Genomic DNA, 18,681 nt, shown 5'->3' on the forward strand with positions numbered 1-18,681 from the left:
GCTGGATCAGGCGATGTGGCTCAGGTCGTTTCGAGTTCGTCTGCATAGCCGGCCTCGGTCAGTTCGGCGGGCAGCCGAACGGCGACCACCGTGCCCTTGCCCTCGCGGCTACGGATGCGCAGCGCACCGCCATGCAACTCCACCAGCGAGCGCGAGATCGCAAGCCCGAGCCCTGAGCCCTGGTGGCTCTTGGTCAGCTGGTTGGCGACCTGCTCGAACGGCTGACCGAGACGGCCGATCGCCTGCGAGGGAATGCCGACGCCGTTGTCCTCGATCGAGATGAGGATGTTCTCGCCGACCTGCCTTGCGCGCAGGTTGATGGTACCTTCCTCGTCGGTGAACTTCACCGCGTTGGACAGCAGGTTGACCAGCACCTGCTTCACCGCGCGGGCATCGCCATTGAGGCGCATGTTTCGGGCGATGGAGACGTGGGTCTCGATGTTCTTCTCGTCGGCCTTCAGCGACATGATGCGCACGCATTCGCGCGCCAGCTGCGACAAGTCGACATCCTCGCAATCGAGAGCATAGCGGCCCGCCTCGATCTTCGACATGTCGAGAATGTCGGTGATGAGGTCGAACAGGTAGCGTCCGGCCGAATGGATGTCGTCGGCATATTCGCGGTATTCCGGCGTGCCGAGCGGCCCGAAGGTTTCCTGCGAGAGGATCTCCGAAAAGCCCATGATTGCGTTGAGCGGCGTGCGCAGCTCGTGGCTCATGTTGGCGAGGAATTCCGACTTCGACTTGCTGGCGAGTTCGGCGCGCACCTTCTCGGCGGCGAACCGGTCGGCCAGTTCCACCAGCTGCTGCGTCTGCACCTGCAGCGCCTGGCGCGAACGCTGGAGGTCGGCGACGGTCGCGATCAGCGTGCGCTCGCTGTCGACGAGGCGTTCCTCGTGGCGCTTGAGTTCGGTGATGTCGGTGCCGACCGAAACCCGGCCGCCCTCGCGCGTGCGGCGCTCGGAGATCGTCATCCAGCGCCCGTCTTCAAGCTGCTGGACGACAGGTTCGCCATCGGCCTCGCAGGCACCGTGCGCAGCAAGCAGGGTGGCGGGATTGGACTCGGCGATCTCCTCGCGGCGAAGTCCGGCGACACGGGCATCGCCGTTCATGCCGCACAGCTCCATGAAGCGCGAATTGCACATCACCAGCTTGCCGTCCTGGTCCCAGATGACGAAAGACGCGGACACGTTCTCGATGGCATCGCGCAACCGCATGTCGGCGCGGCGGCCCAGTTCCTCGATGCGCTTCTTCTCAGAAATGTCGAAGGCGATGCCGAACAGGTGCAGGCGCTCCCGGTCGCCGAAATCCGCCGTCACGTCGGCACGGGCGCGGAACCACACCCAGCTTCCGTCAGTGTGGCGCAGGCGGAAGGCGTGGTCGATCCAGCTGCGCTTGCCCGACAGGATCTCGTTGGCGATCTCGCGGAAGCTCGCGTCCTCGGGGTGCACCATGCAGACCAGTTCGGAGGTGGTGAAGCTTTCCTCGCGCGCCGGGCGCCCGATCAGTGTGCACATGGAATCGGAGAAGCGGATCTCGTCGCGCACGAGGTCCCATTCCCAAAGGCCGCAGCGCCCGCGTGACAGCGCGGTTGCAAGGCGAATGCGCTCGGCCGTCTTGTCCTCGTTCATCTGGCGCAGCTTGTTGGCCTGCCAGTTGAAGGCCATGCCGATCAGCAGCACCAGCAGGTCCATCGATAGCAGCACGGTGGCGCTGAAGCGCGCTTCGGAGTGCCAGCGCTCGCGAATGTCGCTGCGCAGCATCGTCATCACCAGATAGCCCGCACCGCGCGGGATGCGCCGTACCACCGCCAGCACTTCGCGGTCCTTGGTGTCGCGCAGCGTCAGGTAGCCGGCGAAGCGGCCCTCGGTGTAGCTGCCCGGCGAGCCGGTGAGCGCCACGTCGATATGCTTGCCGTTGGTGTCGGGCTTGAACGGGTTGGTGGAAACGATCTCGCCGTCCGGGTTTGTAATGTAGGCGTAGACGGGAATGTGGTTGACCGTTTCGGGCATCGCCTCGGCGAGGCGGGACTGCCCGGTCGGGATCGCGTCGCCGGCCTGCGGCAGCATTTCCATCTGGAAGAGCCGGGCGCGCGTCGCATCGGCCATCATGGCCAGCTCGGTCTCGGCGTCGGCGTTAACGTTGGAATAGACGCGGTGGACGTAGAGGGCGGTCGCCAGCGCAACCACGACGAACAGCAGCACGATGAGCGGCGCGATCCCGCGCATTGCGAGCTGGCTGGCAATTTCGCCCCAGCGGGTCGAATCCTTCGCCGTCGCGTCGTCAGCCCCAACGCTCTCCCGGAATCCCGGGTGAGCCCCCGTGCTGCCCGAATCGCGAGTCACCTCGTGCGTTCGTGCCATTTGTGCCTTCCGTCGGACGATTTCGCCGTCCCCCCGGCGAATGCGCATCGTTCCGAATCGCTCCCATGAGAATCAATCCGGGACTCGATGTCCACTGTCCGCTAGGGCAAAACATCGGGCAATTGAATCCCCCGATGACTCAATTCTGTGCAAAGTCTCGCGCCGTGAATCCGGCAGAAAACCGCCGCGGGAAAGAAAATCGGTAGCAGAGTGCGTAATCAGGCGAGTGAACGGGTGACGATGTCATTTACATCGCGGGAAAGCCCATCACTTGCGGCGATTTTTTCCAGTGCCGCACGCGCTTTTTCACGGCGGGCCGGTTCCAATGTTTTCCAACTTCGGAACGCCCCCAGTAGCCTTGCGGCCACCTGCGGGTTGAGCGCGTTCAGTTCCAGGACGCGTTCGGCGACGAAACCGTAGCTCTCGCCGTCCAGCCGGTTGAAGGCGACCGGGTTGGCTGCCGCGAAGGAACCGATCAGCGCGCGCACCCGGTTCGGGTTGCGCATCGAGAACGCCGGGCTCTCCATCAGGGCACGAACCGCGTCGAGCGTGTCGGCGTCGGGCACCGTCGCCTGCAGCATGAACCACTTGTCGATCACCAGCGGGTAGCGCTGGAAATCGTCGTAGAAGCGCTTCAGCGCCTGGCTACCGCGGTTCCCCCCGCGTTGCACCAGTACGCCAAGCGCCGCCAGCCGGTCGGTCATGTTGTCGGCGCTGTCGAATTGCGCCTGCGCCTTGTCGAGCGCTGCATCCGAACTGTCCGAGGCCAGCAGGGCAAGCGCTGCGTTCTTCAGCGCGCGCAGCCCCGCCTGCTCCGCGTCCGGGGAGTAGGGCGCGTCGATCTCGGCAGATGCACGGATCTCGTCGAGGACGGCACCTTGCGTTGCGGAGAAGGTCTGGCGCATCCGCTCCATGGCGGCGTGGATCGCGTCCGGGTCGACACCATTGACGATGCCCTGCGCCACGTCCGGGAAGGACGGCGGCTTGAGCAGCTCGGCGCGGTAGGCCGGGTCGAACGTCGTATCGCCGGCTGCAACCATGATGGCTGCGACGATGCTGTCGGGCGCGCCCATCTCCTGGTCTTCGCGGGCGTTTCGCTGCGCGCCCAGAAGCCAGTCAAGCATCATCGTCTGCGCCGCCTGCCAGCGGTTGAACGGGTCCGCGTCGTGGCGCAGCAGGAACAGCCGGTCTTCCTCGGAGAGGTCGTCCTTCAGTTTCACGGGCGCGGAGAAGTTGCGAAGCAGCGACGGCACCGGGCGCTGGCGAACTCCGGCGAAGGTCAAGGTCTGGCGCGTGTCGGAGAGTTCGATCAGCCCCGGCTCGCCGGAGAGGTTGCTGGCGTCGGTGCGCTGGGCGTCGATCTCGTTGCCATCTGGCCCGATCAGCGCAAACAGCACCGGGATCGTCTGCGGTTCCTTGGACGGCTGCCCCGGCGTCGGCGGACAGGTCTGCGTCAGCTCGATCGTGTAGGTGGCGGCATCGGGGTCGTGGAACGTCGCGACCGTCACCTCCGGCGTGCCGGCCTGGTTGTACCAGCGCATGAAGCGCGACATGTCGCGGCCGCTCGTCTGCGCGAAGCAGGCGATGAATTCCTCGATCGTCGCGGCATCGCCGTCATGGCGCTGGAAGTAGAGATCCATCCCTGCGGCAAAGGTTTCCGGCCCGATCAGCGTCTTCAGCATCCGGATGACTTCCGCACCCTTCTCGTAGACGGTCGCGGTGTAGAAGTTGTTGATCTCGCGGTAGCTCTGCGGGCGCACCGGGTGGGCCAGGGGGCCTGAATCCTCGCTGAATTGGTGGGTGCGCAGCAGGCGTACGTCCTGGATGCGCTTGACCGGGCGCGAACGCGTGTCGGAGGTGAACTCCTGGTCGCGGAAGACCGTCAGCCCCTCCTTCAGGCAAAGCTGGAACCAGTCGCGGCAGGTGATGCGGTTGCCGGTCCAGTTATGAAAGTACTCGTGCGCGATGACGGCTTCGACGCCCTCGTAGTCGGCATCGGTCGCGGTCGCCGGAGCGGCCAGCACGTACTTGTCGTTGAAGACGTTGAGGCCCTTGTTCTCCATCGCGCCCATGTTGAAGTGCGACACGGCGACAATGGAGAAGACGTCGAGATCGTACTCGCGACCGAAGGCATCCTCGTCCCACACCATCGAGCGCTTCAGCGCATCCATGGCGAAGTCGGCCTGCTCTTCGTTGCCCTTTTCCACGTAGACACGCAGGTCCACCGGGCGGCCGGAGCGCGTCGAGAAGTCTTCGCGCACCAGGGACAGATCTCCGCCGACGAGCGCGAACAGGTAGCTCGGCTTGGGGTGCGGATCATGCCACACCGCGAAATGCCGGTCGGTGCCCTCGATATCGCCGGCCTCGCCCGGATTGCCGTTGGACAGCAGGATCGGGGCATCGGACTTGCGCGCCTCGATCCGCGTCGTGAAGACGCTCAGCACGTCCGGCCGGTCGAGGAAGTAGGTGATGCGGCGGAAGCCTTCCGCCTCGCACTGCGTCGTGTAGATTCCGTTGGAGCGGTAGAGCCCCATTAGCTGCGTGTTGGCCGACGGGTCGATGGTGACGTAGGTGCGCAGCACGAAGGGTTCGCGCGGCGGGTCCAGCAGCGTCAGCCCCTTTTCGTCCAAGTTGTAGGCATCGTTGGCGAGGGGCAGCGAGTTCAGTTCCAGCCCTTCCAGTTTCAGCGATTCCCCGTCGAGGGACAGCGGGCCGTGATTGCCTTCCAGCGCCGGGTTCGGCCGAATCGAAAGCTGCGCTTCCACGCGCGTGCTGTCGGGCGCGAGGCGCACGTTCAACTCGATGGTGTCGATCAGGTAGGCCGGTGGCCGGTAGTCTTCCAGCCGGATGGTCTGGGGCGTGTCGGTCCGCATGCGCTTGTCCCGTTGGGAAAATGGAGATGACCGGGAGTACCAGCCGGACGCTGCACCGACAAGCAGTGCCGTTCACGTGTTCAGAATTTGCGCTGCGTCAAAATATTTCTGCATCTGTCGTTTGCACTGTGGAAGTTGAATGAAAATTGTGCTTTGCGCTTTCGAAACAGAACAACTGTTCAATTGGGGCGAGTTCGGGCGAGTGGCGGCGCTCGATTGGGACACCGGGACGGGAATGATGATGGACATGTCGGCTTCGGAACTGCACGCGCAGTCCCGGCTCAGCGGCATCTGGGCGTCGGTGCATACACCGATGACCGGCGACCTCGACATCGACGAGGCGGGTCTTGCCGCCAACGTCGAATATGCCATCGAAAAGCTTGGCATCGACGGCATCCAGGTCTGTTGCCGCCATGGCGAGGGCACCGCGCTGGACAAGGCGGAGCGCAAGCGCGTGGCCGAGATTGCAGCCGAGGTGTGCGACGGGCGCGCCGGGCTGACCGTGTGGTGCGCGGACCAGAACACCTCGACCGTTCTAGATCTGGCGCAGCATGCCCAGGGGGTTGGCGCGGACTACGTGTCGATCAGCTCGCCGCACCTGCCGCTGGTCGCCAATCGCTGCGACGCATTGAGCGCCTACTACCAGCACTTCGACAGCCAGCTCGATATTGGCATGATCGTGTGGAGCCACCCGGAGGCCGGCTACGTCATCAGCCCGGAACTGTGCCTGGAACTGGCCGAACTGAAGAACGTCGTCGCCTGCGAATACGCCGTGCACCGGCCTATGTATTCCGCCCTCACCAAGCTTTCGAACGGGCGCCTCACGGTGATGAATTCCTCCGAAGAGGACTGGCTCGACAACATCATCGAACTGGGCTGGGACTGCTACGGCTGCTCGCCGGAGCCGGTGTTGCTGCAAACGCCGCAGCACACACGCATGGCGGAGTACACGCAGCTGGCGCGGCAGGGCGCGGTCGAGGAGGCGCGCCGCGTCCGCGACAGCATGGAGCCGGCCCGGCGCGCCTTGTGGTCCTCGCGCCCGGCAGCCAAGCCGCTCGCCCAGCAGAAATACTGGCTGGAACTGATGGGTCTTGCCGGCGGGCCGGTGCGCCGCCCGATGCTGAACCTCGACGATGACGAGCGCTCGCGGATCCGAACAGCATTCGACGCGTCCGGGCTGGCGGCCTAGCCGTCTAGCCGCGCAGCAGCGAGGGCAGCCACGTCGCGATCTGCGGCACGAAGGCAACCAGCAGCAGCACAATCAACTGGATCACGATGAACGGAACCACGCCGCGATAGATGTCGGCGGTGCGCACCTGTTCGCCCGCGGCACCTCGGAAGTAGAACAGCGCGAAACCGAAGGGCGGCGTCAGGAACGACGTCTGCAGGTTCAGTGCCACCAGCACGCCGAACCAGACGGGATCGACGTCACCGGCCAGGATCGCGGGCGCGACCACCGGCAGCACGATGAAGACGATCTCGATGAAGTCGAGCACGAAGCCGAGCGCGAAGATGGCGAGGCTGACGAAGAACACCGCACCCATCGTGCCGCCGGGCAGGGCGTCCAGCAGGTCGCGCACCACGCCGTCGCCCCCGAAGCCGCGAAACACCAGCGTGAAGATCGTCGCGCCGATGAGGATCGTGAAGGCGAGCGCGCTGAACCGCGCTGCCGACGAGGCGATGGCAAACAGCAGCCCGGTTCTGTAGAGGGCGTGGAGCGCGATCAGCGCCGCGAGGGCGAGTGCGACAGCCGCGATGCAGGCCAGCGTGAAGAGAGCTATCTCGCCCCCCGTCGCCACGTTGCGCAGGTTGATCGCAGCGCCGATGACAACCAGCAGCGCCAGCGACACCAGCCCGGCATCGATCACCCGGCGCGCCAGCTGCGGGCCGCCTGACAACACCCGGCGCGCGGCGAGCAGCATCGCGCCGAATGCACCGACGCCGGCGGCCTCCGTCGGCGTGGCGATGCCTGCGACGATGGAGCCGAGCACGCTGGCCATCAGCGCCAGCGGCACCACCATGCTGCCGACGACGCGCCGCCAGCCCGGTGTCTCGCCGATGGTGGCCGGTGGCGCGAGGCCCGGCTTCAGCCGCGCGGCGATCACCTGGTAGAGGCCGTAGAGGATCGCCAGCAGCAGCCCCGGCACCAGCGCGCCGGCGAACAGGTCGCCGATGGAAATCGGCTCCGGCGCGAAGTGGCCGGCCGCGCGCTGCGCCTGCTGGTAGGCGGCAGACAACTGGTCGGCCAGAAACACCAGCACGATGGACGGCGGGATGATCTGACCCAACGTGCCCGCCGCGCAGATGGAGCCGGCCGAGAACGCCGGGTCGTAGCCGCGCTTGAGCATCACCGGCAGCGCGATCAGCGCCATGGCAACGACCGTCGCACCGACGATGCCGGTGGAGGCCGCGACCAGTGTGCCGACAATGGTGACGGCGACGCCAAGGCCAGCGGGAAGCCGCGAAAAGAGCGCCGCCATGATGGAGAGAAGATCCTCGGCCAGTCGGCTGCGCTCCAGCATCACCCCCATGAGGATGAATAGCGGCACCGCTGTCAGCACTTCGTTGAACATCGCAGTGCCGAAGATGCGCGAGGGGATCGCGTTCAGCAGGAACAGGTCGAATGTCCCGGTGAGAGAGCCGAGCAGCGCGCAGGCAAGCGCCGAGCCGGCCAACGCGAAGGCCACGGGTATGCCCGCCAGCAGGCTCGCAAACACGCAGGCGAGAAGCCCGACGACGGGAAGTGCGGCTTCCATTCCGCTCATGGCGCTTCGGCCGGGCGGGCAGGCGGCAGTCCGGGGATGATCTTCAGCGTCTGCGACAGACCCTGCAGGCCGACCGAGACGGCGAAGACGACGATGGCCCCTTTCAGCAAGAAGACACCGCCCAGGCCGCCGGGCTGGCGCGAACCTTCCAGGTTCGCGAAGCTGTGCGCCGCGTAGTCCCAGCCGTACCACGCTATGACGCCCGCAACCGGCAGCACGAACAAGACAAGCGCTGCAAGGTCGATGATCCGCCGCACGCCCGGTGCCGCGCGGTCGTAGAGGATGTCGACGCGGACATGCTCGTCGCGCTGCAACACCCACGCCGATGCCAGAAGGAAAACGAGCGCATGGCCGAAGACCACGGCCTCCTGCAGCGCCACCGTGCCGTAGCCGAAGACGTGGCGCGAAATCACGACGCCCATCTGCGCCAACATCATGGCGATGAGGCACCACGACACGGCGCGGCCGAGCAGCCGGTTCACTAGGTCGATTGTCTGGATGAAAGCGCGCAAACGAATTGGCCCGGCTGAAGGTTCGCGCGCACATTGCGGCAGCCGGGCCGTTTCTTGCAAGGCGGTCGGGTGGGAAGCTGCCTCAACCCCATCCATCGCTGCCGGTGATGGCGGCAACGAGTTGTGAATCGACCTTCTGCAGATCGTCCACGACAGAGAAATGATGGTGGCCTGCGGCATGGATGGCGCGGGTATGCGCCCCGAGCCCGGTCCACACATTCGCCAGCAGGTCGTTCTGGCGCACGAATTCCGGCAGCTCTGCAGCACCGACCCAGCAGGTGACCGGCGTCGTTTCCAGCGGCACCAGCAGGCACGGGCTTTCGGCGTCGGCCTCCTTGGGGTCGATATGCAGCGTGCGGTTGAGTTCGGTGCGCATCAGCGGGCGCAGGTCGTGCACGCCGGAGATGGAGACGATGCGTTCGATGCGGTCCTGCACCTCAAAGGGCAGGGGCGCATCGGTGCACACCATGCGGGACACGAGATGCCCGCCGGCGGAATGTCCGGTCAGGTTGATCGGGCCTTCCACCTCATCCGCGAGCGCCACGATGGACGCGCCGATTTCCCCGGTGATGTCGGCGACCCGTGCCAGCGGACAAAGCGTGTAGGAAGGGATGCCGACGGCCCAGCCCGCATCGATGCAGCCTTGCGCCAGGTGCGAGAAGACCGACTTGTCGAAGGCACGCCAGTAGCCGCCGTGCACGAAGACGACGAGGCCTTTCGGATCACCCTCCGGCAGGAACAGGTCGGCGACGTGCCGTGCGCCGTCCCCGTAGCGGATGTCGGCCCGGAACCGGTCCTTGCTCTCCATCTCTTCGCGGTAGGCTTCGGCCTTCGCCATCCATTTCGGCGGATAGCTCTGCGCATCGGCAACGTGGTCGAAGTTGGAGTAGGCGGCATCCCAGTCGGTGATCATCGTGTGGTGTTCGTCGCTTGTTTTTGTTGATGGAAGATCGGACCAGAGCCGTGCCTGTCCCGCAAGTTACACTATGGCAATGTGGGGGCTGGCGCGGGCCGCGCAGTTGCGCAAGTATTGCGCCCCGAGGCCAGACCAGTTCGCGCGCGGGACGAAAAGCGCGCCAGTTTTCCGGGAGGAACGTATGAAGAGTTTGACAGCAACGCTCGCCGCAGGCGCGCTCGCCGTGGCGCTTGCCGCCCCCGCCATCGCCGAGCCTGTGAAGGTCGGCATGATCACCACCCTGACCGGTGGCGGCGCGAGCCTCGGCATCGACGTGCGCGACGGGTTCATGCTCGCGCTCAAGCAGGCCGAGAACAGCGACATCGAGGTGATCGTGGAAGACGATCAGCGCAAGCCGGACGTCGCCGTCCAGCTCGCCGACAAGATGATCCAGGAAGAGAAAGTCGACATTCTCACCGGCATCATCTGGTCGAACCTCGCCATGGCCGTGGTTCCGGCCGCGACGGGTCAGGGCAAATTCTACCTGTCGCCGAACGCCGCCCCCTCCGCGCTGGCCGGCAAAGGCTGCAACGCGCGTTACTTCGCGGTGTCCTACCAGAACGACAACCTGCACGAGGCCGCTGGCGCCTACGCCAATGACGCGGGCTACAAGAAGATCTTCATCCTCGCCCCGAACTACCCGGCAGGCCAGGATTCGCTGACCGGCTTCAAGCGCTTCTACAAGGGCGAACTGGCCGGCGAGATCTACACCAAGCTCGGACAGGACGATTACGCCGCCGAGATTTCGCAGATCAAGGCATCCGGTGCCGACAGCGTATTCTTCTTCCTGCCGGGCGGCATGGGCATCGCCTTCATGAAGCAGTACGCGCAGTCCGACGCCGGCCTGCCGCTCGTTGGCCCGGCCTTCTCCTTCGACCAGAACATCCTTCAGGCCGTCGGTGATGCCGCGCTCGGCGTGAAGAACACCGCCAACTGGTCCAAGGACATCGACAACGCCGCCAACAAGGCTTTCGTGGAAGGCTTCCAGTCCGAGTATGGCCGCCTGCCGTCCATCTACGCGTCCTACGGCTACGACACCGCCAACTTGCTGATCTCGGCGCTGGCCAAGGCGCCGGTCTCCGATGCGGCCGGCTTCCAGGCGGCGCTCGAAGCGGCCGAGTTCGACTCGGTGCGCGGCAAGTTCTCCTTCGCCGCCAACCACCATCCCGTTCAGGACATCTACGTGCGCGAAGTGGTCAAGGAAGGTGACATCCTCACCAACAAGATCGTCGCCACCGCAATGTCCGACCGCGACAACGCCTACCTCGAAGAGTGCAAGATGTAGGCATTTGCGCTATCGCTGAGGGCGGGTCGCTGGCAGCAGCGGCCCGCCTTTTTCTTTGGGGTTGCATCGGGGGCCGGGCGTGTCGGGGGCACTTCTCGCCGAACAGATTCTGAACGGACTGCAGTTCGGCGTCATGCTCTTCGTCATGGCCGCAGGGCTGACGCTTGTCTTCGGCGTCATGGGCCTCATCAATCTCGCCCACGGCTCGCTCTACATGCTCGGCGCGTTCGCCTGCGCGTGGGTCGCCGCTGCCACCGGCTCCTTCGCGTTGGGGCTTGCCGCGAGCCTCGCGGCCGCGGCCGTCGCGGGCGTGCTGGTCGAGACGCTGATCCTGCGCCGCCTCTATGACCGCGACCATCTCGACCAGGTGATCGCGACCTTCGCGCTGATCCTCGTCTTCACGGAAGGCACGCGCTGGGTCTTCGGCTCCTTCCCGCTCTATCTCGACATTCCAGATGCGCTGTCCGGCACGGTGCATCTGCCGGGTGGCATCACCTATCCGCTGTTCCGGCTCGTCATCATCGCGGTCGGCCTGGCGATTGCCGCGGGGCTGTTCGCGCTGGTGAAGCGCACCCGGCTTGGCATGCGCATCCGCGCCGGTGAATCCGACCGCGAGATGATCGGCGCGCTCGGCGTCGACATCTCCAAGCTCTACACGGTGGTCTTCGCCCTAGGCGCGGCGCTGGCAGGGCTGGCCGGTTCGCTCGTCGGCTCGGTCCAGTCGGTGCAGATCGGCATGGGTGAACCGGTGCTGATCCTCGCCTTCGTGGTCATCGTGGTCGGCGGCATCGGCTCGATAGCCGGTGCCTTTGTCGGCGCGATCCTCGTCGGGCTGACGGACACCCTCGGCCGCGTGCTGCTGCCGCAGCTCTTCGGCCTGTTCCTCGATCCCTCCAGCGCGACTGCTATCGGCGCCTCGCTCGCATCCATGTCGATCTACGTGCTGATGGCGCTGGTGCTCGTCTTCCGCCCCACGGGGCTGTTCGGGGCGCGGGGCTGAGGCGATGCGGCGCGACGGGATCATCACGCTCGTTCTCATGGCGCTGCTGGCGGCGGCCGCCGTCTATGGCCGCACGGCGGACGAACCCTTCATCATCACGCTGGCGACCAAGGCCGCGATCTTCGCCGTGGCCGGTGTCGGCCTCAACCTCGCGCTTGGCTACGGCGGGCTGGTTTCCTTCGGTCACGCGGCGTTCTTCGGTCTCGGCGGTTATGCGGCGGGCATCCTCGCCTCCCACGCGCGCAACTACGAAGCACTGATGACGTGGCCGGTGGAAATTGCTGGCACCACCTCGATGCTCGTCATCTGGCCGGTGGCGATCCTCGCCGCGCTGGTTGCCGCCATCCCCATCGGGGCCATGAGCCTGCGCACCGGCGGCGTCTACTTCATCATGATCACGCTCGCTTTCGCGCAGATGCTCTTCTATTTCGCGATCTCGTGGCCGAGCTACGGCGGCGAGGACGGGCTGTCCTTCTATGTCCGCAATGAGTTGCCGGGCCTCAACATGATGGACCCGTGGACCTTCTTCGCCACCTGCTTTGCGGTGCTGGCGGTGGTTCTGGCGCTCACCGCCATGCTGGTGCGTTCGCGCTTCGGGCTGGCGCTGGAAATGGCTCGACAGCAGCCCCAGCGGCTGACGGCGTCGGGCATCCGTCTGTTCAACGTTCGCCTCACCGCCTTCGTCATTTCGGCGATGATGACGGGGCTCGCCGGCGCGCTCTATGCCGACCTCAACCGCTTCGTCAGCCCGACGATGCTGTCCTGGCACACATCCGGCGAGATCATGGTCTTCGTCATACTCGGCGGTGTCGCGCGGCTTGGCGGGCCGGTGGCGGGTGCTTGCGCGTTCATCCTGCTGGAAGAGGTGCTCGGCGACGTCACCGAGTATTGGCAGTTCCTGCTCGGCATCGTGCTGCTGCTGGTGGTGCTGTTCGCGCGCGGCGGACTTGTCGGTCTCGTCGCAGGGCGGAGGGCGGCCCATGACTGAGGAAATGACGAGCCCTGTGCTGGACGTCCGCAACCTGTCGAAAGCCTACGGCGCGCTGACGGCCAGCAAGGATGTGTCGCTCGACCTTCGGCCCGGCGAAATCCACGCGCTGATCGGCCCCAACGGTGCGGGCAAGACGACGCTGGTGAAGCAGATCGCGGGCGAGGTTGCCCACGACTCCGGCTCGATCATGTTCCTCGGTCGCGAGATCGGCGGCCTCGATGCAGCCGCCCGCGCCCGCGCCGGCCTTGCGCGCACCTTCCAGATTTCCAGCCTCGCCATGGAGATGTCCGTTCTCAAGAACGTCATGCTCGCGGTGATGGCAAAGTCCGGCGCGGTGTTCCGCTTCTTCGCGCCCGCGCGCTCCGACGCCGCACTCGTCGATCCGGCGATGGAAAACCTGCGCGCGGTGGGGCTTCAGGCCCGCGCGCAGACCCGCGTCTCCGACCTTTCGCACGGCGAACGCCGCCAGCTTGAAATTGCCATGGCGCTGGCGATGCAGCCCAGGGCCTTCCTGCTGGACGAGCCGATGGCGGGCATGGGGCCGGATGGACTGGCGCGGCTGTCCGGCCTGCTGGCCGGGCTGAAGGAAACCGCGCCCGTCCTCCTCATCGAGCACGACATGGACGTCGTGTTCTCGCTCGCCGACCGCATTTCCGTGCTGGTCTATGGTGAGGTCATCGCCACCGGTCCGGTCGAGGAAATCCGGGCCAATCCGGCGGTGCAGGAAGCCTATCTCGGGGAGGGCGCGTGCTGATGGCCGAAGCCTTCCTGACTGTCGAAAACGTCAACGCCAGCTACGGCGCGTCGCAGGCGCTGTTCGGCGTCGATCTGCAGGTCGGTGCGGGCGAGGTCGTCGCCCTCATGGGCCGCAACGGCATGGGCAAGACGACCACCATCCGCGTCATCTGCTCGCTGCTGCCGGCAACCGCCGGGCGCGTCGCAATCGCGGGACGCGACACGAAACGGCTGCCCGTTCACAGGACGGCGCGGCTCGGCATCGGGCTGGTGCCGGAAGGCCGCCGCTGCTTTCCAAATCTCAGCGTTGAGGAAAACCTGCTTGCCGCAGCGCGCCCCGGCCCGTGGACGCTGGAAACGCTTGCCGCGCTTTTCCCGCGGCTTGCGGAGCGCCGCACCCAGTCGGCCAGCACCTTGTCAGGCGGTGAACAGCAGATGCTGGCCATCGGCCGCGCGCTGATGACCAACCCGAAGCTGCTGATCCTCGACGAGGCGACCGAGGGTCTCGCCCCGGTCGTGCGTCAGGAAATCTGGGCGGCTATTCACGCGCTGAAGGACAGCGGTCTGTCGATCCTCGTCGTCGACAAGACGATCCGCGAACTGAAATCGGTCGCCGACCGCTGCGTGATCCTGGAACGCGGCGCGAGCGTGTGGACCGGCACGCCGCAGGACCTCAGCGACGAGGTCTGCGGGCGCTATCTCGGCGTGTGAAGTCCGGCGTGAGGTGGCCGCCGGTCTAGCGCCGGCGTGCCTCGGCCACGTCGGCACGGCTCAATCCAACATCCTCGAGCAGATAGTCGGGCAACTCGGACAGGTGCTGGTAGTCGCGCCGTGCGCGGCGGGCTTCCTTCATGTCGGTGAGGATGCTAGCGGTCAGAACCGTGTTCACCAGCTCCGCGATGGGAGCCGTGAGCCATACGAGGCTGGTGCCAAGGGGGCTGGCTTCGAAGGGGTGGCGGGCGGCGTTGAGGGTATGCGTCATGGGTTCGATCCTGTCGGTTTTGGGGGAAAGGGAGGCGTCGGGGGGCGTCAATCCGACGACGTGTTGTCTTGCGCGATCGGCGAGCCGTTGCAGCGCTCGATGCCGATATCCCGCAGGACATGTCGTGGAAGGGTCTGGAACTCGGCGTGGCTGCGCCGGGCGATGTTGTCGTTGTGCCAGCGGCGCAGCGCGTGCTGCCACCATGCGTGACGGGCCGCGCGTGCTTTCACGAAGGAAAAGGCAGCATTGTGGTCGTCCGCGTCATTGGTGATCGGCTCGTGTTCGGCCGGGATTGAAGGTTGGGCGTTCATGGTGGGGTCCGTCGATTGATGGGGGTTGCGGGCAGCGAGGCTGCTTGCGCTGTGGGTCCGTTCCTGCGTGCCTACCGGGATCGCTGTTGCCAGATCGGCATGTGGTCGGCATGGGCGCTGGCCGGGTAGGCCGGCATGTTGGTTGCCACCTGCGGCATCGGCACGCGGATCGACACGATCTGCGCCGCCATCAGGCCGGGCAGGCCGTCAACGGCACGCATGTTCTCGATGGCTTCATCGAGCGTCGCGTCGACCTTCAACAGGTGGCCGAGGCTCAGCCCTTCGAGAAAGTCGGCGAGCTGGCCGCTGGCACCGCAGATGCGCATGGCACCGCGGCCTGGCTGCACCAGCCGGGCCGCGACGATCAGGCCGCGAATGCCGGCCCGTGTCGCAAGCTGGACGCCGGACAGGTCGACAATCGTGCGCCCGAGCCCGTCGCCGATGCACTGGACGAGTGCATCGCTCAGCAGGCCCGCAGCATGGCTGTCGATCGCGCCGGAGATCTTTGCCACCGCGAATCCCTCGAGGGTTTCGACTGAAAGTCTCATCTCGTGTCCTTGTCCGTTCTGGTTCGGTTTGGCCCGGCAATGACGTGCAATCGCTCGCGGCCACCGGAATGGGTTTCCGGTGGCCGGTCGCGATGCGGAACCTGAAAAGGCCGGTTCAACGCGGCGGCTGCGGGGGACTGGGGTCGGTGTCAGCCATCTGCGTTGAGGCCGATATGGGGAGGGTGCGTTGTTGTCAGCGTTGTACCGGGAGTTGTATTGATGTTGACGTCCCGTTGTTTTCTCGCACCCGTGGAGCGTTGCTTTGCCTTCGCCGATCCATGTTATGCTACTGGGCGAGCCGCGAGTTGTGTCGCAGACGGGCGACATTCCGCTTCCTTCCTCGCGCAAGGCGAGGGCGCTGCTGGCGTTTCTCGCCGCGACCGCGCGCCCGCATCGCCGGGAGCGGCTGTGCGAGCTTTTCTGGGACTTGCCGGATGACCCGAAGGCAGCCTTGCGCTGGTCGCTGACCAAGCTGCGCAAGGTCGTCGATACCCCCGACAGCCAGCGGATCGTGGCGGACCGCGAACGCGTGCAGCTGGAAGTCAACGACCTGCACGTCGACATCCGCGAGATCCACGCCCGGTTGCGCAATGACGACGGTCACCTGCCGCTCGAAGACCTGGAAGACATGGCCCGGCAACTTGAGCCGGTGCTTATGGACGGGCTGGACGGCGCCGGCAGCGTCGATTTCGATGCATGGCTGATGTCGGAGCGCGAGGACGTGGCCGTCGCGCGCATCAACGTGCTGCGGCAGCTCGCGACGCACCCGCAGGCTGGCGCTACCGAACGGCGCAAGTGGCGCAGGCTGTGGCACGATGCGGACCCGGCCGGTGAGGAAGCAGCCGAGCCTGTATCTCACCATGCGATGGGAACACAGGCGGCGGACCGTGCACAGCCAGCCGGCCGAGCCGCTGCGCGCACGCCTTTCCGCCCGGCGCGCAAGACGTTTCGATCCCGTGCGCTGCAGACCCAGCGCATCGGCTTCTGCGAGGCGCGCGACGGTACCAAGATCGCCTATGCCAGCGTCGGGCAGGGGCCGCCGCTGCTGAAGGCCGCCAACTGGCTGAACCACCTGGAGTTCGACTGGGGCAGCCCGATCTGGGGCAAGAGCTTCGCCGCCATGGCGCGGTACCGCACCTTCATCCGCTACGACGAGCGCGGCTGCGGCCTGTCGGACTGGGACGTTGCGAACCTCAGCTTCGAGGCGTTCGTGGAGGATCTCGAAGCGGTGGCCGACAAGCTCGAACTGGAACGCTTTCCCTTGCTGGGCATCTCGCAGGGCTGCGCGGTGTCCATCGAATATGCCGTGCGCCACCCCGAGCGGGTCTCGGGCCTCGTTCTCATTAGCGGCTACGCGGCCGGATGGCGGCACCTGGCAAGCCCGGACGAACAGGCGCGGCGCGAGGCGGTGCTGAGCCTCACGGAAGTCGGCTGGGGCACGGACAACCCGGCCTACCGCCACATCTTCTCCCAGACCTTCATGCCCGATGCGAGCGCGCAGGACCTGGCCTGGTTCGACGAGTTCCAGCGCCAGACGACGTCACCGAAGAATGCCGCGCGCTTTCAGGACGCCTTCGGCCATATCGACGTGCGCGACCGGCTAGCGCAGGTCAGGGCGCCGACCATCGTGCTGCACTCCAAACACGATCAGCGCATCCCGCTGGAGATGGGCCGCGACGTGGCTTCGGGGATTCCCGACGCGCATTTCGTACCGCTCGACAGCAAGAACCACATTCTCGTCGACCACGAACCGGCCTGGCAGGTCTGCATCGAAGAGGTCGGGCGTTTCCTGCGCGAGAAGGGGATTTGAGGCGCGGCTTGGCCGAAGCCCTCAGAACATCGAGCGCAGCGCGAAAAACAACACCATGGATAGCACGGTCGCGGCGGGCACCGTGATGACCCACGCCGCGACGATGGACATGAAGTGCTGGCGGCGCACCAGCTTGCGGCGGCGGATTTCCGCGCTCTCGCGCGCTTGCGAGGCTTCGGCTGGTTCCGGCTGCGACACGGTGGGGGCAGGCGTCTCCGTGCCTTTGGAGTTGCCGTTCTGGCGGTTCAATTCCAGCTTGCGCGCAACGTAGTTGGCCCGGCGGCTGGAATTCGCTGTGTACCACTCGCGGAAGAACCCGACGCCGAACACCGCCCCGACCGCGATATGCGTGGAGGAGACCGGCAGGCCAAGCCACGAGGCGACGATCACCGTGATGGCTGCCGACAGCGCCACGCAGAAGGCGCGCATGGGATTCAGCTTGGTGATCTGCTTGCCAACCATGCGGATTAGCTTTGCACCGAAGAAGACCAGTCCGAACGAGATGCCCAGACCGCCGACGAGCATCACCCAGATCGGGATGTGGACCTTGGCATCCACGGTGCCGACCTCGGCCACGTGGACGATGGCAGCCAGCGGGCCGATGGCATTGGCGACGTCGTTGGCCCCGTGCGCGAACGAAAGCAGCGCGGCAGACGCGATCAGCGGAAGCTGGAACAGTTCGCGCAGCGACTGGTTGCGGTTCGGCATGTCGCGGGACTGGCGCGCGATCAGCGGCTTCGTGATGAGGTAGCCGCCGATGAGGCCGGCCAGCCCGACCGCGACGACGCCGATGCTCGGCAGGTGGATGATCTTCTTGAGGCCCTTCACCGCGAGATAGGCGGAGAAGGCCCCTGCCATCACCGCGATCAGGATCGGCACCCATTTGCGCGCGGCCGCGATCTTGTCTTCGCGGTAGATGATGAAGGTCTTGATGAATGCGAGAAAGGCGGCGGCGATGATGCCGCCCAGCAGCGGCGAGATGACCCAGCTTGCCACAATCCCGCTCAGCACCGGCCAGTTGACCGAGGTGAAGCCCGCAGCCGCGATGCCCGCACCCATCACGCCGCCGACGATGGAGTGCGTGGTGGAAACCGGCGCGCCGAGGAACGTCGCGAGGTTGATCCAGATCGCCGACGACATCAGCGCCGCCATCATGGCGAGGATGAAGACATTCGGGTCGGAAACCGCTGCCGGGTCGATGATGCCCTTGGAGATGGTGCCGACCACGTCGCCGCCCGCGATCAGCGCGCCGGCTGATTCAAAGATCGCGGCGATGATCAGCGCGGTGGTGATGGTCATGGCCCGCGAACCGACCGCCGGACCGACATTGTTGGCGACGTCGTTGGCGCCGATGTTCAGCGCCATGTAGGCGCCGATGGCGGTCGCCGCGACAATGATCGCCGCGCGCGGTTCACCGGTGACGGCGATGGCTGCAATCACGCCGGAGAACACGATGAAAATCAGCCCGAGGCCCGGCAGCATGCCGCTGCGCGCCAGGAAGCCAGCGGCTTCCTCGACGCGCACGAGCTTGTCGAGATCCTTGTCGAGAGTTTT

The 18,681-nt window shown here is 65.9% G+C and carries 16 protein-coding genes; 7 read left to right on the forward strand and 9 right to left on the reverse strand.

What is annotated here, in order from left to right:
- Window positions 1–20: 20 nt before the first annotated feature.
- Together ACKTEK_RS03290 and pepN are read right to left on the reverse strand one after the other, a co-directional pair.
- Entirely contained in the window at window positions 21–2,360 is a 2,340-nt protein-coding gene (locus ACKTEK_RS03290) for a PAS domain-containing sensor histidine kinase (RefSeq protein WP_409163811.1), read from the reverse strand.
- 218 nt (window positions 2,361–2,578) lie between these two features.
- Window positions 2,579–5,233 carry an aminopeptidase N gene (gene pepN, locus ACKTEK_RS03295; protein ID WP_409163812.1) on the reverse strand — a complete coding sequence of 885 codons (2,655 nt, stop codon included), beginning with the start codon at window positions 5,231–5,233 and terminating at the stop codon, window positions 2,579–2,581.
- A gap of 202 nt (window positions 5,234–5,435) precedes the next feature.
- Between pepN and ACKTEK_RS03300 the strand changes: the two genes are divergently transcribed.
- Entirely contained in the window at window positions 5,436–6,422 is a 987-nt protein-coding gene (locus ACKTEK_RS03300) for a dihydrodipicolinate synthase family protein (protein WP_409163813.1), read from the forward strand.
- A 4-nt stretch (window positions 6,423–6,426) separates the two neighbouring features.
- Here the strand turns inward: ACKTEK_RS03300 and ACKTEK_RS03305 are convergent, their stop codons facing one another.
- The 3 genes from ACKTEK_RS03305 to ACKTEK_RS03315 form a co-directional block, all read right to left on the reverse strand.
- Window positions 6,427–7,998 (reverse strand): TRAP transporter large permease subunit, encoded by a 1,572-nt coding sequence (locus tag ACKTEK_RS03305; RefSeq protein WP_409163814.1) that lies wholly within the window; start codon window positions 7,996–7,998, stop codon window positions 6,427–6,429.
- Window positions 7,995–8,510 (reverse strand): TRAP transporter small permease subunit, encoded by a 516-nt coding sequence (locus tag ACKTEK_RS03310; RefSeq protein WP_409163815.1) that lies wholly within the window; start codon window positions 8,508–8,510, stop codon window positions 7,995–7,997. Before ACKTEK_RS03310 ends, ACKTEK_RS03305 begins: the two co-directional genes overlap by 4 nt.
- Window positions 8,511–8,592: 82 nt before the next feature.
- Entirely contained in the window at window positions 8,593–9,423 is an 831-nt protein-coding gene (locus ACKTEK_RS03315; RefSeq protein ID WP_409163816.1) for an alpha/beta hydrolase, read from the reverse strand.
- 184 nt (window positions 9,424–9,607) lie between these two features.
- Between ACKTEK_RS03315 and ACKTEK_RS03320 the strand changes: the two genes are divergently transcribed.
- The 5 genes from ACKTEK_RS03320 (at window position 9,608) to ACKTEK_RS03340 (ending at window position 14,187) form a co-directional block, all read left to right on the forward strand.
- Window positions 9,608–10,750: an ABC transporter substrate-binding protein gene (locus tag ACKTEK_RS03320; protein WP_409163817.1), complete on the forward strand. Its 1,143-nt coding sequence runs from the start codon at window positions 9,608–9,610 to the stop codon at window positions 10,748–10,750.
- 79 nt (window positions 10,751–10,829) lie between these two features.
- Window positions 10,830–11,750, forward strand: coding sequence for a branched-chain amino acid ABC transporter permease (locus ACKTEK_RS03325; protein WP_409163818.1), 921 nt, complete (start codon window positions 10,830–10,832; stop codon window positions 11,748–11,750).
- Between the two features lie 4 nt (window positions 11,751–11,754).
- Complete coding sequence (locus ACKTEK_RS03330) at window positions 11,755–12,738, forward strand: branched-chain amino acid ABC transporter permease (RefSeq protein WP_409163819.1); 984 nt, start codon at window positions 11,755–11,757, stop codon at window positions 12,736–12,738.
- Between the two features lie 4 nt (window positions 12,739–12,742).
- Window positions 12,743–13,495 carry an ABC transporter ATP-binding protein gene (locus ACKTEK_RS03335; RefSeq protein WP_409164879.1) on the forward strand — a complete coding sequence of 251 codons (753 nt, stop codon included), beginning with the start codon at window positions 12,743–12,745 and terminating at the stop codon, window positions 13,493–13,495.
- On the forward strand, window positions 13,495–14,187 hold the full coding sequence (locus ACKTEK_RS03340; RefSeq protein ID WP_409163820.1) for an ABC transporter ATP-binding protein: 693 nt from the start codon (window positions 13,495–13,497) through the stop codon (window positions 14,185–14,187). Before ACKTEK_RS03335 ends, ACKTEK_RS03340 begins: the two co-directional genes overlap by 1 nt.
- 25 nt (window positions 14,188–14,212) lie before the next feature.
- Here ACKTEK_RS03340 and ACKTEK_RS03345 read toward each other — a convergent pair whose 3' ends face one another.
- The 3 genes from ACKTEK_RS03345 to ACKTEK_RS03355 all read right to left on the reverse strand — a co-directional run bounded on the left by ACKTEK_RS03345 (window position 14,213) and on the right by ACKTEK_RS03355 (window position 15,317).
- Window positions 14,213–14,458: a DUF1127 domain-containing protein gene (locus ACKTEK_RS03345; protein WP_409163821.1), complete on the reverse strand. Its 246-nt coding sequence runs from the start codon at window positions 14,456–14,458 to the stop codon at window positions 14,213–14,215.
- A gap of 47 nt (window positions 14,459–14,505) precedes the next feature.
- The gene (locus tag ACKTEK_RS03350) at window positions 14,506–14,769 is read right to left on the reverse strand and encodes a hypothetical protein (RefSeq protein WP_409163822.1); all 264 of its coding nucleotides are present in this window, start codon (window positions 14,767–14,769) and stop codon (window positions 14,506–14,508) included.
- 71 nt (window positions 14,770–14,840) lie between these two features.
- A complete protein-coding gene (locus ACKTEK_RS03355) occupies window positions 14,841–15,317 on the reverse strand; it encodes an STAS domain-containing protein (protein WP_409163823.1) in 477 nt (158 codons plus the stop codon).
- A 307-nt stretch (window positions 15,318–15,624) separates the two neighbouring features.
- Here ACKTEK_RS03355 and ACKTEK_RS03360 point away from each other — a divergent pair, with 307 nt between their 5' ends.
- The gene (locus ACKTEK_RS03360; RefSeq protein ID WP_409163824.1) at window positions 15,625–17,127 is read left to right on the forward strand and encodes an alpha/beta fold hydrolase; all 1,503 of its coding nucleotides are present in this window, start codon (window positions 15,625–15,627) and stop codon (window positions 17,125–17,127) included.
- A gap of 21 nt (window positions 17,128–17,148) precedes the next feature.
- Here ACKTEK_RS03360 and ACKTEK_RS03365 read toward each other — a convergent pair whose 3' ends face one another.
- Complete coding sequence (locus ACKTEK_RS03365; RefSeq protein WP_409163825.1) at window positions 17,149–18,651, reverse strand: inorganic phosphate transporter; 1,503 nt, start codon at window positions 18,649–18,651, stop codon at window positions 17,149–17,151.
- Between the last annotated feature and the right edge of the window lie 30 nt (window positions 18,652–18,681).

Origin of the sequence: Tepidamorphus sp. 3E244, assembly GCF_046159835.1 — a bacterium.
In the GTDB taxonomy this organism is placed as follows: domain Bacteria; phylum Pseudomonadota; class Alphaproteobacteria; order Rhizobiales; family Tepidamorphaceae; genus JACKJK01.

Excerpts from the sequence above, each read along its gene's own strand:
- ACKTEK_RS03290 (WP_409163811.1), bottom strand. The coding sequence starts at position 2,360 with ATGGCACGAACGCACGAGGTGACTCGCGATTCGGGCAGCACGGGGGCT.
- pepN (WP_409163812.1), bottom strand. The coding sequence starts at position 5,233 with ATGCGGACCGACACGCCCCAGACCATCCGGCTGGAAGACTACCGGCCA.
- ACKTEK_RS03305 (WP_409163814.1), bottom strand. The coding sequence starts at position 7,998 with ATGAGCGGAATGGAAGCCGCACTTCCCGTCGTCGGGCTTCTCGCCTGC.
- ACKTEK_RS03315 (WP_409163816.1), bottom strand. The coding sequence starts at position 9,423 with ATGATCACCGACTGGGATGCCGCCTACTCCAACTTCGACCACGTTGCC.
- ACKTEK_RS03320 (WP_409163817.1), top strand. The coding sequence starts at position 9,608 with ATGAAGAGTTTGACAGCAACGCTCGCCGCAGGCGCGCTCGCCGTGGCG.
- ACKTEK_RS03330 (WP_409163819.1), top strand. The coding sequence starts at position 11,755 with ATGCGGCGCGACGGGATCATCACGCTCGTTCTCATGGCGCTGCTGGCG.
- ACKTEK_RS03335 (WP_409164879.1), top strand. The coding sequence starts at position 12,743 with ATGACGAGCCCTGTGCTGGACGTCCGCAACCTGTCGAAAGCCTACGGC.
- ACKTEK_RS03340 (WP_409163820.1), top strand. The coding sequence starts at position 13,495 with ATGGCCGAAGCCTTCCTGACTGTCGAAAACGTCAACGCCAGCTACGGC.
- ACKTEK_RS03345 (WP_409163821.1), bottom strand. The coding sequence starts at position 14,458 with ATGACGCATACCCTCAACGCCGCCCGCCACCCCTTCGAAGCCAGCCCC.
- ACKTEK_RS03350 (WP_409163822.1), bottom strand. The coding sequence starts at position 14,769 with ATGAACGCCCAACCTTCAATCCCGGCCGAACACGAGCCGATCACCAAT.
- ACKTEK_RS03355 (WP_409163823.1), bottom strand. The coding sequence starts at position 15,317 with ATGAGACTTTCAGTCGAAACCCTCGAGGGATTCGCGGTGGCAAAGATC.